This window comes from Paenibacillus wynnii (genome assembly GCF_030812855.1).
GTDB lineage: Bacteria > Bacillota > Bacilli > Paenibacillales > Paenibacillaceae > Paenibacillus_AQ > Paenibacillus_AQ wynnii_A.
The window spans coordinates 1-14,866 of record NZ_JAUSTK010000053.1; the positions used below are offsets into that span (position 1 = coordinate 1).

Annotated in this window: 14 protein-coding genes and 2 pseudogenes; 6 read left to right on the forward strand and 10 right to left on the reverse strand. The window is 43.5% G+C overall.

Annotated elements, in window-relative coordinates; genetic code table 11:
• Positions 1 to 564 precede the first annotated feature (564 nt).
• A pseudogene (gene tnpB / locus J2T20_RS25415) lies at positions 565 to 1,559 on the forward strand (IS200/IS605 family element RNA-guided endonuclease TnpB).
• Between the two features lie 209 nt (positions 1,560 to 1,768).
• Positions 1,769 to 2,686, forward strand: a complete 918-nt coding sequence (locus J2T20_RS25420) for an aldo/keto reductase (RefSeq protein ID WP_307592761.1) — start codon at positions 1,769 to 1,771, stop codon at positions 2,684 to 2,686.
• 58 nt (positions 2,687 to 2,744) lie between these two features.
• Here J2T20_RS25420 and J2T20_RS25425 read toward each other — a convergent pair whose 3' ends face one another.
• The 3 genes from J2T20_RS25425 to J2T20_RS25435 form a co-directional block, all read right to left on the reverse strand.
• Positions 2,745 to 3,380 (reverse strand): TetR/AcrR family transcriptional regulator, encoded by a 636-nt coding sequence (locus tag J2T20_RS25425; protein ID WP_307592763.1) that lies wholly within the window; start codon positions 3,378 to 3,380, stop codon positions 2,745 to 2,747.
• Positions 3,381 to 3,454: 74 nt separating this feature from the next.
• Positions 3,455 to 3,739, reverse strand: coding sequence for a hypothetical protein (locus tag J2T20_RS25430; protein ID WP_307592765.1), 285 nt, complete (start codon positions 3,737 to 3,739; stop codon positions 3,455 to 3,457).
• Positions 3,740 to 3,791: 52 nt separating this feature from the next.
• On the reverse strand, positions 3,792 to 4,532 hold the full coding sequence (locus J2T20_RS25435) for a MerR family transcriptional regulator (RefSeq protein ID WP_307592767.1): 741 nt from the start codon (positions 4,530 to 4,532) through the stop codon (positions 3,792 to 3,794).
• Between the two features lie 240 nt (positions 4,533 to 4,772).
• On the opposite strand from J2T20_RS25435, the gene J2T20_RS25440 reads away from it, so the two are divergent.
• Positions 4,773 to 5,201 (forward strand): DUF1259 domain-containing protein, encoded by a 429-nt coding sequence (locus J2T20_RS25440; protein WP_307592769.1) that lies wholly within the window; start codon positions 4,773 to 4,775, stop codon positions 5,199 to 5,201.
• Positions 5,202 to 5,271: 70 nt separating this feature from the next.
• On the opposite strand, the gene J2T20_RS25445 is transcribed toward J2T20_RS25440, so the two are convergent.
• The 4 genes from J2T20_RS25445 to J2T20_RS25460 all read right to left on the reverse strand — a co-directional run bounded on the left by J2T20_RS25445 (position 5,272) and on the right by J2T20_RS25460 (position 9,294).
• Complete coding sequence (locus tag J2T20_RS25445; RefSeq protein ID WP_307592770.1) at positions 5,272 to 5,616, reverse strand: DUF1801 domain-containing protein; 345 nt, start codon at positions 5,614 to 5,616, stop codon at positions 5,272 to 5,274.
• A gap of 213 nt (positions 5,617 to 5,829) precedes the next feature.
• Positions 5,830 to 7,845, reverse strand: a complete 2,016-nt coding sequence (locus J2T20_RS25450) for a carbohydrate-binding domain-containing protein (RefSeq protein ID WP_307592771.1) — start codon at positions 7,843 to 7,845, stop codon at positions 5,830 to 5,832.
• Positions 7,846 to 7,874: 29 nt separating this feature from the next.
• A complete protein-coding gene (locus tag J2T20_RS25455) occupies positions 7,875 to 8,558 on the reverse strand; it encodes a DUF4956 domain-containing protein (protein WP_307592774.1) in 684 nt (227 codons plus the stop codon).
• A complete protein-coding gene (locus J2T20_RS25460; RefSeq protein ID WP_307592776.1) occupies positions 8,551 to 9,294 on the reverse strand; it encodes a polyphosphate polymerase domain-containing protein in 744 nt (247 codons plus the stop codon). The genes J2T20_RS25455 and J2T20_RS25460 overlap by 8 nt, the downstream gene beginning before the upstream one ends.
• 419 nt (positions 9,295 to 9,713) lie before the next feature.
• Here J2T20_RS25460 and J2T20_RS25465 point away from each other — a divergent pair, with 419 nt between their 5' ends.
• A complete protein-coding gene (locus J2T20_RS25465; protein ID WP_307592777.1) occupies positions 9,714 to 10,391 on the forward strand; it encodes a response regulator transcription factor in 678 nt (225 codons plus the stop codon).
• Positions 10,391 to 11,662, forward strand: a complete 1,272-nt coding sequence (locus J2T20_RS25470; protein ID WP_307592779.1) for a sensor histidine kinase — start codon at positions 10,391 to 10,393, stop codon at positions 11,660 to 11,662. The genes J2T20_RS25465 and J2T20_RS25470 overlap by 1 nt, the downstream gene beginning before the upstream one ends.
• 34 nt (positions 11,663 to 11,696) lie before the next feature.
• On the opposite strand, the gene J2T20_RS25475 is transcribed toward J2T20_RS25470, so the two are convergent.
• Positions 11,697 to 12,281: an NAD(P)H-dependent oxidoreductase gene (locus J2T20_RS25475; RefSeq protein ID WP_307592781.1), complete on the reverse strand. Its 585-nt coding sequence runs from the start codon at positions 12,279 to 12,281 to the stop codon at positions 11,697 to 11,699.
• 122 nt (positions 12,282 to 12,403) lie between these two features.
• Between J2T20_RS25475 and J2T20_RS25480 the strand changes: the two genes are divergently transcribed.
• Complete coding sequence (locus tag J2T20_RS25480; protein WP_307592783.1) at positions 12,404 to 12,832, forward strand: MarR family winged helix-turn-helix transcriptional regulator; 429 nt, start codon at positions 12,404 to 12,406, stop codon at positions 12,830 to 12,832.
• Here J2T20_RS25480 and J2T20_RS25485 read toward each other — a convergent pair.
• Complete coding sequence (locus J2T20_RS25485) at positions 12,806 to 13,309, reverse strand: VanZ family protein (RefSeq protein WP_307592785.1); 504 nt, start codon at positions 13,307 to 13,309, stop codon at positions 12,806 to 12,808. The two genes, J2T20_RS25480 and J2T20_RS25485, sit on opposite strands and share 27 nt — an antisense overlap.
• 229 nt (positions 13,310 to 13,538) lie before the next feature.
• Positions 13,539 to 14,202: pseudogene (locus J2T20_RS25490) on the reverse strand (M15 family metallopeptidase); the annotation flags it as partial.
• Positions 14,203 to 14,866 lie beyond the last annotated feature (664 nt).

The following is a 14,866-nucleotide window of genomic DNA, read 5'->3' on the forward strand; positions in this document are numbered from 1 at the left end:
TGGACACCCTTGCTCTTGGCTAGTGGTTGGTAACTACAGACCCCCACAGTGGACTTTCACCACCTAGTTAGTCGCCATGCGTGGCGCACTAAAAAGAGGTTATCCATTAGGATAACCTTGAAGCTGATAAGTTTTACAGTTTTGGTGAATTACTCGTTCCCTCTATGTAACTATTTAGGACACCGTATCTATTTCTTCAAAAAATCCAATTGAGGATAATCTTTACGTAAAATGTTATTGATTTTATATTACATCTCTTTTTGAAAACCAATACGTGTTTGAACTTCCTCCAGTTACCACAATCCTTGCGAGATGACCCTTTTATATCAGGATAAATATATGAATGGCGCGGTGCCCAGTTACATTTCTTTTACTTACTATATAATTTTTCAGCACTTACGAAAGACTCTGAATTCAGTTATACTTTTTCCTGAATACCTCTACATTTATCAATAAAAGCCAAGAACACCCCTACCTCTATAGGTTGGGGATGAATCGGCAGTTAAGAAGCCGAACATATGTGCTAAAATATCCCTATAACCCATTTGAAAGAAGGTGTGTGGCATGCTGGAATCGGATCCAGATTTTGGTACACAAAAACGTGTCCATAAAGCCTATAAGTACCGAATCTATCCGACAAAGGAACAACAGCAACTCATCCATCAGATGTTTGGCTCAAAACGGTGGATAGTATCGCTTTGCAATCCGCCGTTCGACACGTAGCAGATAGCTTTGATCGGTTCTTTAAAAAACAGAATCAGGCTCCACGCTTTAAAAGCCGAAAGCATCCCGTGCAAAGCTATACCACGAAACAGACCAACGGCAACATTGCAATTAAAGAAAACAAACTTAAGCTCCCGAAGCTCAGTTGGGTTCGGTTTGCCAACTCCAGAGCCTTAGAGGGACGTATCCTTTCTGCCATGGTGCGACGAAATGCGGCTGGTAAGTATTTTGCATCCATTGTCTGTGAAGTTGACATACATCCCCTGCCGCAGAACAACAAGGAAATTGGCATAGACCTTGGACTCAAGGAGTTTGCGGTCTGCACCGATGGATTACGTGAGGCCAATCCAAAGTGGTTTCGCCACTACGAGAAGAAGTTAGCCTTCTGGCAACGCCGCATGGCTCGTCGCACGAAAGGCGGCTCCAATTGGTTGAAAGCCAAGCAGAAGGTTGCCCAAATCCACGAGAAGATTGCGAACGGTCGCCATGATTTTTTGCACCAACTCACCACCAGGCTGATCCGTGAAAACCAAACGATCAGCATTGAAAATCTTCGTGTAGCGAATATGCTCAAAAATCATAAGCTGGCGAAATCGATTGCCGATGCGTCCTGGGGCGAGTTCGAACGCCAAATTACATACAAGGCGAGTGGGTACGGACGGACGGTTAAGATGGCTGACACCTTCGCCCCCACCAGTCAAACGTGCCATGTGTGCGGCTTCATCAACCAAGAAGTGAAAAACCTTTCGGTGCGGCAGTGGACCTGTCCATGTTGTGATGCACTTCATGATCGGGATGAGAATGCTGCACACAACATTAAACAAATGGCTATATAGCAGGATAGACTCAACTGTGGGAACCACAGGGATCGCTTGGGATTCGATTTTCCATTTTTGGAAATCGAATTATCATAACTCTGCTTCATTGGAAGCAACTACCCAAGAATCCTCCACCTCTACAGGTGGCGGGAGTGTTCAACAAAACCCTATCTCTACATGCGAGACCCAGCAAGTCAGGTTACCCAATACTAAGGAGGACATTCATCATGAGGACAATGAAACTAGGAACCAGCACTTTGGAGGTTCCGGTTATTGCAGTCGGTTGTATGCGCATTAATTCACTGGAAAAAGGTGAGGCGGAGCAATTTATCCAAACTGCGCTGGATGAGGGTGCAAATTTCTTTGACCATGCGGATATATACGGTGCCGGAGCTTGCGAGGAAATCTTCGCCGATGCCATTCATATGGATAACAATATTCGTGAAAAAATCATTCTGCAATCCAAGTGCGGTATTCGGCAAGGGATGTTCGACTTCTCCAAAGAACATATTCTAGATTCAGTAGACGGCATCTTGAAGCGGCTAAAGACCGATTATCTAGATATTCTTCTTCTGCACCGTCCCGATACATTGGTAGAACCGGAGGAAGTAGCTGAAGCTTTTGATATCCTTGAAAGCTCGGGAAAAGTACGTCATTTCGGTGTTTCGAATCAGACTCCAATGCAGATCCAGCTGCTGAAGAAAGCAGTTAAGCAGCCGCTTGTTGCCAACCAGCTGCAATTGAGCATCACTAACGCTAACATGATCTCTCAAGGATTCAATGTAAATATGGAGAATGAAGCCGCTGTGAACCGTGACGGTCTGATCCTGGATTATTGCAGACTGAATGATATCACGATTCAGCCATGGTCACCTTTCCAATATGGATTCTTTGAAGGCGTATTCCTTGGAAGCGACAAGTTCCCGGAATTGAATCAAAAAATCGATGAAATCGCCAGCAAATATGAGGTTAGCAACACAACAATTGCTATCTCATGGCTCTTGCGCCATCCCGCACACATGCAACCGGTTATCGGTACGATGAATATCGAACGTTTGAAGGATTGCATCAAAGCAGGCGATGTTCACCTGACACGCGAAGATTGGTATGCTATCTATCGTGCGGCAGGTAATGTGCTTCCATAAACAAAAATTAAGAAAGGCGACATTTCGTTCGATTTTGAACGAAATGTCGCCTTTCTCTTTAGGCTTTGATGGCATCCCAGCTCATACGTATAATTTGCTGCAAATTTTCCTCATCCGCTTGGAATTGGCCCTTGAAATGGGCTCTGGCTAACTGTGTAACAGGAAAGTAGCAATAGGTTAGCAGGAAGACTGTAGGCAATGGCTTTAGTTGTCCATCCTGTATCCCTTTCTCTACAAATTCAAATAATGAATTGAACATCGTTGCAGTATCTTCAAGCTCCAGCTTATCGATCAATGGAGAGGTTGAGAACTGCTCGAGAAACAAAAAGTAGTCCTTATTCTCCATGATAAACTGCATGGAATTTCTCATGAATCTTTCGCATACTTCTTGTGCTGGCAAAGTATCATCAATACCCACCATCATGTGTCTGCTCAGCTTCTCTTTCACCTTGACATATAATTTACCCAGCATATCCTCCTTGTTCTCAAAATACACGTAGATCGTTGCCGATGAGACATTGGCCCGCTTGGCGATTTTAGACATCGAAATGTCAGACAGTCCTATTTCATTTAGTAGTTGAATGGTGGCTTCAAAAATAGCCTCGTTTTTGTTTTCATCTTTATGTCTCATGAGGCCAATGTTAAATGATCGTTTGATTAATGTCAAATGTTTGATGCATCTAACAAACAGCATTCTGAATATCCACAGTAGGGATTAGGGTACAAATCACAAAGTTTTTTCTAAGGCATATTCTAAAGGCGTTGCAGTCATCCCAAACCGTTCCGAAAACTTGCGACTGTCTCCGCATTCGGTACATGCCATACCTCTCCAAAGGCATCCTCGTGTTGACTAAGCACAACGAGTGCTTTTCCAAAATCATCAATAAAGGTGTACGTATGCTTCTTATCTGGATTACCCATTACCGTGCAATCTTTCCCCTTCGGAACAGCTGCCGTTCCGCTGAAGCTAATCATTTTAACAGGTTCCTCCCGAGCAACAAGCTCCCTCATTACAGCCATTCCTAACGGACCTGTTCCTAAAATTAAATTCATTATTATCCCCCTCATTAAATACTGGATAATAACAAAATAAACCCTATAGTAACTATAGGGTCAATGCTTTGATTACAGGAACCTGAAGCTCGACAATGAACTCCTCGGGCTTCATCATTTGTGTCATATCAACGATATAATGTTCAATAGAGGCGCCATTTTCAACGTATCCATTCTCCTCGATCCATTGCAGCAGTTTACTATAAATCCGTTTGCAGGATATATCGTTAGGAATTCCGCAATAAAGGGCGGTAATATAATCACCCTCAGGTATGATGCGAGTATCCACGGTATCCGGGCCTGCAGGGTTAAGAATGATACAGTATTCCAGGTCGGATTCCATACGGTCAAAGGTCATGAAGTTCTCATGGTATATGGTCATGATGTGACCCGGGTTTCCCCCGATAGCATCCACCCTGCTGAACAACTCGGTGAATTTTACGATCGAAGGTTCCATTCCGCAGGCATACCGGCCTCTGTCAGATATGATTTGTCGGTCGGGGAACCGTTTCAATTCCACAAGCACATCAAGGTCTTTCAGACCCCCTCCTAATTCCTGAAGCATAAGGAATCGAGCCGTTCGTTGTTCAATCGATGTAAAATGCAGCACCTTCATATCCTGAACGATCTTAATATACAGCAGGTCACGATTTGAATAATAACGATAGCCAGTCAATTTGTCCGTATAGTTGGGAATTATCAATCCGATTTTATCGTAGTAGCGCAAAGTTTGAATAGATATCGAGCAGATCCTTGCCACTTGACCTATAGAATAATATTGATCAAGACTCATCGTGCCCGCAACCCCTTTAATAGATAAGCTACTGTCCCTGTTATGATAATATATTCATTTTATCATGAACACCGCAAAGAACATCTCGAGCTCAGTATTCTGCCGCGTCATATCGAGGTGATTGTGCCTGAGGAGGATGAAGAAGCTTAAAAGAGGCATATCCTCTCTATGAAATGCCCTACCTAAATTGCCCCACCCTCATATTATGATGGTAGATTCATATATGGAGGTGTTGGGAAAATGGCAATCAGTCCACTCTGCAGACAATATGCAACCATTTTAAGAGCTACCCCGCAGATTATTAATGGGGTTTGTACGGCTTCCTCGGTCAGAAATAATATTAAACCTAGAATATTAGGTAAAAACTCAAGATCCTTTTTAACGATTCCACAAGCTTTTTCGTTTGAAAGCATTGGCCGTGACGGAAGAGCCCTGAATCTGGGCGAGACGGTTATTCTGACTGCTGAAATTAATCCGTTTATTTCACGTCTTCGCAAACACGGGATAAAAGTAACCGCCCTCCATAACCACTGGTTATTCACCAACCCCAACATTTGGTACATCCACTTCGAAAAGGTGGCGAAACCATTGGTTTTTGCAAGAGACGTTCGCGATGCTCTAAATGTATTGACTACAAAAACAGTTCGGCCCTTAATGGTAAAAAAATAATCTCAGGAACAACAAAGGAACAGGCTGCCGCTGAGCACGGTGACCTGTTCCTTTTTCTCATAATTTGAATTTATAAAGTCGCTGAGGCATCCTTTAAAAGTGATGTTAAAACGTCCATTTCAACCTCTTGACCCTCACGGATTTTTATAGTCTTTCGTTCAGGAGGACCCTCGAATAAACCCTCAGGCAGATCAAGCTCCGTGGCATTAAAGATTGTGAAGCTTACCGCGGCCTTAGCTGTTGAGATAACCGCCGCATATTTACCGTTCTTCAAGAAGTGAGGTTTCTTGTATTGTATCCGCTCTTGAACATCTGGGATTGCTTGTCGGACTACTTCGAGGAGCTTATTGCAGATCTCGGCTTGCCAGGGTTCTTTTAAATCTTCAATAAATTCTGCGACAACATCTTGGCTCATAGGATCGGCTCCCTTTCCTTTATTAAAGAATGATTGCGGATAGCTGATGCTTGTACCTTAGTTATACTAGAAAATTCTCCAATAGTCATTAAATTTCAACCCTTCTAAAATACAGAGGGGTGACCCAGTAACCATTCGCATGGCTGCTGAGACACCCCCTGAAGGTTGGCCGGCAATTCACTTAAATTTGGTACTACATTCGCTCTTCGTTACTTAGACACCATCAGGGTCTACAGCATCAGGGGCTGCTCCATCAGGAGTTACACCGTCAGGCATTACACCGTCAGGTCTTACACCACCATCGGGTCTTACGCCTTTGGCTCTACCGCCTCCCCCGCCTCCACCGCCTGGTCCAAAATTATTGCTCACTTCGGTCGTTACACCCGATTCGTTCAACCAGGTCACGCTTTTTGTAATCTCGAACTCGGTCACCTTCGTGCCGCCAGAGTATTCTCCATCCGCATAATACCCGCTGACTTCACTGCCAGTGGATGTGCCTCCTGAGTAAAGGATGTAAGACCCATCCATCTTCAGATCCGGCGAGCTGATCACAACCGTTTGATAATCCTTGGCAGGGGCAAAGGTCATGATATTGTTTCCTTCACTGTCTTCAAGATGAACTAAAGTTCCAGCCTTCTGAGTCTGAGGAAAACTCATAAGGATCGAGAATTGGCTTGAAGTGTCTGATGGTGCTTGGGCCATTCCCGAACTCCCCGCCGCCGCTAACGTTCCGCCGGTCATCTCGAAAGTACCGTCATAGTCCAATGTGCCATTTCCGCTGCCGGTAGGACCGCTCACAACCACGGTGCCGCCGGACATGGAGAGGGATCCGTTAGCATCCAATCCATCGCCTAGAGAGTTAACAGTTAAGTAACCCCCGGTGATATTAAGCAGATTGTTTGTGCCTCCTGCCGCATTTGTTCCGTCATCAGAAGCGACCACATGAGTTTCGCCACCTGAAATCGTGATCACGGATCCTTCGATTCCTTCATAGCTTTTGGTGATATCGACTTTTCCGCCGGAAATCGTTAACGAGGTACCTGCATGTAATCCGTCATCGCCAGATGCAATACCAAGTTCTCCGCCAGATACAACTACGCTTCCGTTACTGTGAATGGCATCATCTGCAGAATCAATTGTAAAGGTTCCGTTATTAAACACAATGTTCCCTGTAGCTTTCACACCCTTCGCACTTTGTGATTCCGTTACTTCCGTTTCAATTTCTGTGTCAGTGCTGGACTGGGCTGTATCGCCGCCCCATGGACCGCCTTGCCCTCTCTCTTCCACTTTCACTTCACCGTTCTGATTGCCACCGCCAGTAACCATGGTATAGGTCCCGCCATCAATCAATACGGAGGTCGCCGCCTGGATACCATCGGCACCAGCCTTCACATCAAACGTTCCACCTGCTATAGCAACAAATCCTTTAGCAGCATCGGTGTCATTGGTTGCTTTGATCCCATCACCTGCTGAGACAATCGTGATATTTCCGTCTGCAACGGCCACCATATCCCGTCCCAAAATCCCGTCATCCGCGGCCTGAACATCGATAGTTCCTTCTATGATCTTCAGGTCGTCTTTACTTGTTATTCCGTTGTTGTAGTTCGCAAGAACCGACAGTTTACCTGTTCCATTAATCGTTAGATCTGACTTACTGAAAATAGCTGCATTGGGCTCATCTGTTGAAGCATCCGCGAGCACGTAGATTTTCCCATCGGTAACAACATTCTCTGTTCCCTCTTGCAATGTAATCATCGCATTTTTTGCTTCTTTGATGTAGATCGGAGCGCTGTCGCTATCATGAATATCCACGCCGTTCAACACCAATCGAACGTTTCCTTCATCCTGAACATCTACGACAACCTGACCCTCGGAGAGCTTTCCGCTAAGGACATAGGTTCCCGCTGCTGTGATCGTCACCGATCCGTCCTTTGCTTCAGCCCCGGAACCTTCAATGCTGGCGTTTGTTCCATTTAGTGTAATAAGAACCGGATTCTCTGTACTCCAATCTGTAGCTTGATCATCTTCATCAAAGGTCACTAAATCGGACAGCTTCATACTGACTTGTTGTCCATCTACGGCGACTGCTGCGCTCTGCTCTGTCGTAGTTGCTGTGGTCGCCTCAACCGTCTGTCCCTCAGATGTATTTCCACAAGCAGCGATTAAGGCTGCACACATGAACACCATCGATAATTTACTTAATTTACTTCCTGTTATTAACTTCTTCATATCTCATCTATCCCTTCAGTTATTTATGTTTAATAATCAGTTGAGGTAGGACTCATCGTTAGCGAGATGTCCAGATTGCCGTTTCTGCAACGGATATCATCTAGAAATTCCTTCTGGTTCGTAAGCTCATCCATCGAAACGGCATATACCAGTTCATACAAGCTGCCGAGCTCTGTCGTTCTAATCTTTTTAAGTTCATATCCAATATTATATTTTTTAAAAATCTCATCGAAGGCTTCGTCATATCCCAAATTCTCTGGAATCGTCACTTTAAGCATTCTCTGTAATGTTTTTCTCACGCCAAAGTTAAAGTGGTTAAGGATGAACATGAGCACACACAGGATGATTGTAAACAATACGGCGTAACCGAAGGATCCAACTCCGCATGCAAGTCCGGAGGCCATGGTGAACAAGACAAAAGTAATATCTTTGGGATCGCCTGGCGCGCTTCTAAACCGAATGATGGAGAAAGCTCCGGCAAGGCTGAAGGCTCTTGCGATATTGCTGCCGATTAAAAGAATGATGATCGCCACAATCACCGGCAGCAAAACCATAGTCAAGGTGAAGCTTTGAGAATATGAATTGGGGTTGGTCTTCATGTAAGTGAAGCTGATGATGCCGCCTAATACGATGGATAAAAGGATGGTTATGATTGCATGGGTTAAACTTAAGTCTGTATTTGTTAAAGTAGTGTTGAAGATTGAATCAAGCATAGATGACACTCTCCCTTTCAATTTTGCTGTTGTTCAGCATCTTTCTGTATTCATTACCGTACTTGGAAAAGCTTGTACGGAACATTTCGTGTTCGGACAGCATTTTCGACAACCACAACGGAACCGTCTTCTCTGCTTTCACTTCCATCAACCATTGGCCATCCTCCACCAGAGGTTCTCCGTGGTCTCCATTTTCCAGCTTAAGATCATACCGTCTGCTTCTAATATTGGTGTCGAAGGTAATTCTGAGGTCTCGGTTTTGTTTACAGAAGAGTGCTTTTCTTTCATAAGCCAGGTACACTTTAGGTTGCAATTCATAACGTTTCAGGAAATACGTAATTTCATTGATGACCTGTTTATTCATGTAACCCTTGAACTCAGGTTCGATTCCGGTACGGACAAAATCATAGGCTTCATTCAATTGGAGCGCCGTTCTTCTTTTATTGACCAGTCCGAATACCTTTTTCTTGATTTCCAGATACACCTTCGCATCCTGATTCGGAACACCGTAAGCTCTTAGGCGCAGTTTTTCTTTATATTTCGGCTTCGCCAGGCTGTTTCGAATTAAAGCATCATTCTGTGTATCAAAATATAAATTACTTATGGAATAATACTCATGCTGCTTGTTGTACTCGTCCAGTTCCATATACTCCAGTAATCTATTGTAGAATGTTAGATAGGCTTCATGATCAAGCAAGTACTTGTTCTCGTATCGGTTAAACACCTCTATAGCCATATGGGTCAGATCCTTTCTATTCTTCAATGTTTTCAATGTGATCTCGTTTGCTCATGTTTGTAGCTTAGCCCCCGAACCTTTAGTGAATCTTAAATGATTTTACATTGCGATAATATTTCTATACGGACTCAGAAGACCCTATTTGTTCAAAAACGGGCAATTGCGAGGTTATGCGGACACCAGGGGCTCTATTAAGAGGAGTTCTATCTATAAGAAGGTGTTTTCCATTCAATAGCGTCTCCTGTGTCCACTTCATCATTGATAATGCAGCTTGAGACCCCAATAGTGGCTTTACAGTCCGCATAAAATATTGAGGTGGCTCTAATCATTACTTCAGCCCATTAAGGTTCGCTAAAGGTATACTTGATATAATTACTTCAATAACAGATCCACAATTTACGATAGAGGATGGCAAACCCATGAGAATATTAATCGTAGAAGATGAGCTTCATCTAGCGGAGGCCTTAACTCAAATACTAAAGAAGCATAACTACTCCGTAGATGCTGTACATGACGGCAGATCCGGTCTCGATTATGCGTTAAGCGGTATATATGATTTGCTGCTGCTCGACATTATGATGCCTGAAATGGATGGGTTCAGCGTGCTGAAGAAGATTCGGAATGAGGGTCTGTCCACGCCCGTAATTTTTCTTACCGCAAAAGGGGAAATCACCGATATGGTGACAGGTCTAGATCATGGAGCTGATGACTATATCGCCAAACCTTTTTCGTCGGAAGAGCTGTTGGCAAGAATAAGAGCAGCATTAAGGCGTAAAGGTGAGGTTGTACCCGATGAGGGTCTAAAGTTCGGAGATATAGAGCTTAATACAGCCAATCTGCGGCTCTCCATTAACGGAAAGGAAATGAAGCTGAACTTGAAAGAGAGTGAGCTGCTAGAGCTGCTGATATTGAGGAAACAGGCGGTAACCTCTAAAGAACAGATTATTGAGAAACTATGGGGTTTTGATTCCGAGGTGGAACACAACAATGTGGAAGTGTACATTTCTTTTTTGCGAAAAAAGCTGACCTTCCTGAATTCGGCGGTACGTATTAGCACGCTCCGCGGGGTTGGGTATGTACTAGAGGTGACAAGCTGATGTTCACTAAGCTTAGAAATCGATTTCTTATTGTTAACCTAGCCACTATTTCTGTGATGATGCTTGTCGCCTTTGTCTCCATATACATGATTACCTATCAGGATGTGCGGAGAGATATCGATATGGAGTTGCATAGATTAACAGATTCTAATCAGAAATTCCCTGGCAATTTCGATCACCCGCGCTCAATCGAGCCAACCTCACCCGAAACGGATGAAGATAACCCTATGGACAACGGGAAAAATCCGCCGGATCGGTCGGTATTCTTCACGGTTCAGACCGATAAGGACTGGGTCCTTATCGACAAAAACTCCAAATTTGATATCGACAATGAAATTTATGAGCTTGCACTGCAGGAAGCAGTATCAATGAACAAGGACACTGGTCAGTTTAACTTGGATGGGAGTCACTGGACTTTTAACGTTCAGCCAACGGATGCGGGGTACATGTTTGTATTCCTTGACGTCACCGACCAGCAGGATATTTTAACGAACCTTATTTACACCTTCGCTTTTGTAGGATCGGTGATGCTGATTGCCCTATTCTTCACTAGCCGGTTCTTTGCGAATCGTTCCATCACGCCGGTCAAGGAAGCTTTTGATAAACAAAAGCAGTTTATTGCCGATGCCTCCCATGAACTCAAGACGCCTCTAGCCATCATTAACACCAATACAGATGTGCTATTATCCAATAGCGAGGACACGATTCTTAATCAGTCAAAGTGGCTGTACTATATCAAATCGGAAACTGAAAGAATGACAAAACTAACCAACGACCTTCTGTACCTGACCCAAATGGATGACTCCAAGGCAAATATGATCTTTTCGAAATTCAATATAAGCGACACGGTTGAGGATATCATTTTGACTATGGAAGCCGTAATATTCGAGAAACATATTCAGCTAGATTACGATATTGAGCCTCACTTGACTGTGCTTGGAAACAGCGAACAAATCAGGCAGGTCGTCATGATCCTGTTGGATAACGCCGTCAAATATGCCAACCCTAAAGGTTCCCTCACCCTATCTCTGAAAAAGCAGCAGAACGATGTAATTCTATCGGTAACCAATACCGGGGAGGGCATTGCTGCGGAACATCTGACTAGGATCTTTGACCGATTTTACCGTACGGATGCATCCAGAGCCCGGAAGCAAGGGGGATATGGCCTAGGTCTAGCTATTGCTAAATCCATTATCGAGCAGCACAAAGGAAAAATTTACGCTAAAAGTGTGATCGGCGAGTCCACCACGTTTTATGTTCATCTATCGTAAGTAAGGATAGCCCCAGCAATGGGGCTTTTTAGTTTCAGTTCACCTTTTTGAAATAATGATAGACCTTATTCAATTTTTCCTTGTGCTTACCCCGAGGACTCTCCATACCGCCAAATTCAAAGAATTTGACTTGTTTGATACCCACATAACTAAAAAGTGCTCTTCGCATTAAGGTCTTGTGTGCGTTATTCAGCCAGAACAGCGGATAAAGGGCAGGTCCCTTCATACTGGAGATACAGACTACTGATTTCCCCTTCAAAAGCCCCTCCGGCAACATTTTTCCCGTATCCTTATACGCAAATCCGGAAGAAAACATTTGGTCTATATAACCCATAAGCATAGCGGGAGGACGTCCCCACCAAATCGGATACACAAACACAATCTTGTCCGCCCATATCAGCTGATCACGATACCGAGCTAACTCCGGGTCCTTGTGCATATCTCTCCTGCGTTTCGTTTCATTAAAGACTAGTAGGGGGTTGAATCCTTCCTCATATAAATCCAATACCCGAACCTCTTCAACAGCCGTATTCTCCCCACTACCCCGGATGACTTCCTGCAAAAATGCATAACTTAAGCTCTGATGATTCGGATGAGTATAAACGATCAGCATCTTCATTTTTAAGGCCCCCAATTTACTTATCATTTGATAAGCAAAGGGTAGCACGCTTAACTATTAGTTGTCAAATGATAATTGTTTTATGATAATTATTTTGCTATCGTTTGACTTGAGGTGATACTATGAACAACCATACTCTGTTCCAAAAATTCGTAGCCTTTTCGGCTGCCGTTCATCAAATGACGAATGAGCTGACCAAAGATGTGAAATCCGAAGCGCTTACGCCTGTTCAATATAAAATTGTTGAATATATTGCAGTTAGTCAGCCGGTCACCCTAAGTGAAATCAGTGAGTGTATGCTCATGTCTATGCCGAATACGAGTCGTGAGCTAAGAAAATTAGGCGAGAAACAATTCATTGAAAAAGTAACCGATGACGAAGATCGACGCAAACAATATATTAGACTTTCCGAAAAAGGGGCGGCGATGATGGGCGAGGCTTTCCAGCGCATTGAATCCCGTTTCATCAAACATATGGAAAAGATTTCAGAGGAAGAACTGCAAGAAATCGAGCGTGCGCTCGATCTACTTCATAGCAAGGTATTTTACTGAAGAATTATGAATTCTCAATGCAATGTAACCTACAATTCCACCCGAAGTATTCAGGATAAGGTCATCCACATCGAAGGTGCCCATAAACAGAAGCAACTGGGTCACTTCAAAGCATAAGCTTAGAGCCAAGGAGAACAGAAATACCTTTATGAATAACGCCTCTCCCGATCTAAAAAGCTTAGGTATGAAGATACCCAGTGGAATAAAGGCCAGAACATTGCCTATCAGGTTCATAGACGAAAATGGATTAGAAATAGACAAGCTGTCAATCCCTCTTAAGATTTCCTTGAAAGGGGTAAAGTTGCCTGGACGATCAAAGATATGATTAGGATATTGTAAGGTATGCTTCAGTTGATAGAGCAAGAAATGGATGTCAACAGAACCCCACTTAAATAGAATCAGCTTAATCAATGCATACAGATAGATAACAAACCCTACAGCCGTAACTATCTTTTTCAAAGATGTAGTATATTTCACTAGTACCCCCCCTTTCTCTTTTATGTACTTCAATTTTTCACAGTCACAATAATGCCATTCGTATTATTTCCTGATATTTCATATTGGCCGTTTTCCGGTACTCTAAGGATGTCTTGTGACATCGAATAATAATACACGTGGTACTCTTCACCCTCCACAATGGTGGAAAGCCTCCTATTTTCTTTCAGGAAATCGGAATATTGCTCCATCACCAGATTGTTGTCCTGCATGATGGCACTATGAGGCAACCCGACATATCGAAAGTGCCACGGTTCATACTGAATACCTGTGAGTTCAACTTTATTCTTGGGATATCGCAAAATAAACCCGTATTTCCATGCGTTTTTTTGCAGCCATTCCCCTTCATCCGCTTTGCTCATCTCCGTCTGTGTAGAGCCTATATCAAGGGATAACCCCAAGTTATGTTCGCTGTAGCCCGCGGGCAAAGCATAGTCTGTACCCTTTTCACGGTAAAGCTCATCTTGCCGCTCGAAGTCTCTATAGCCGCTGCTAATTAGAAAATGATTAACGCCCTCTTGGTCGGCAGCCTGGATCATCCTTTGGAATTCCTGCACTACTCGCTTGGACAACTGGATATTATGATCTAATAATACATATCCTTGGGTCAAATCCTTATGTTCAAATAAATTCACAATATCGAATTTCACGCCTTCCCGATGGACCGGGTGATCCTTGTTAACCAACAGTAAATTCCCCTGATACACTTGATCCTTCGGAACAATTTTAATCGTTTTGTAGTTTTGCTGACTGATCCCCTGATCCCCATAGTCTTTAAGGGTATTCTCTTGTTGCTCTTGAAAGTACCCTGTTGTCAAAATAACTGCATATCCTAGCAACAATACTATAAATATAAAAAAGCCCCACTTCTTCATCCACTATTTCCTCCTTAGCGCCTGTTCCTCATACATTCAGGATAGAGAAAAATAGTTAAAAAAAAGCAGGGCAAATATAAAGTTTTTCTTAAAAATATGGCTCCATCTCGAGAGAACCTGTCCGGAAACGGACAGATTGGACTAGACTAATAAGTGGACACGGTAAATGCAACCCAGGATAATAAAATAGACTCTAGAAGATGTGGTACCTGCGGCTGAGCGTCGACGTTATAAAAATGAATTCCGTCGAATCGCCGTCGAATCGCCGTCGGATGGTGCATTCCGCCAAATGAGATGTAAAAGTGCAATTGAATTGCCCTCGGATGGTGCATTCCGCTAATTGAGATGTAAAAGTGCAATTGAATCGCCCTCAGATGGTGCAATCCGCCAAATGAGATGTAAAAGTGCAATTGAATCGCCCTCAGAGGTGCAATCCGCCAAATGAGATGTAAAAGTGCAATTGAATTGCCCTCGGATGGTGCATTCCGCTAATTGAGATGTAAAAGTGCAATTAAATTGCCCTCGGATGGTGCATTCCGCTAATTGAGATGTAAAAGTGCAATTGAATCGCCCTCGGATGGTGCATTCCGCTAATTGAGATGTAAAAGTGCAATTGAATCGCCCTCAGATGGTGCAATCCGCCAAATGAGATGTAAAAGTGCAA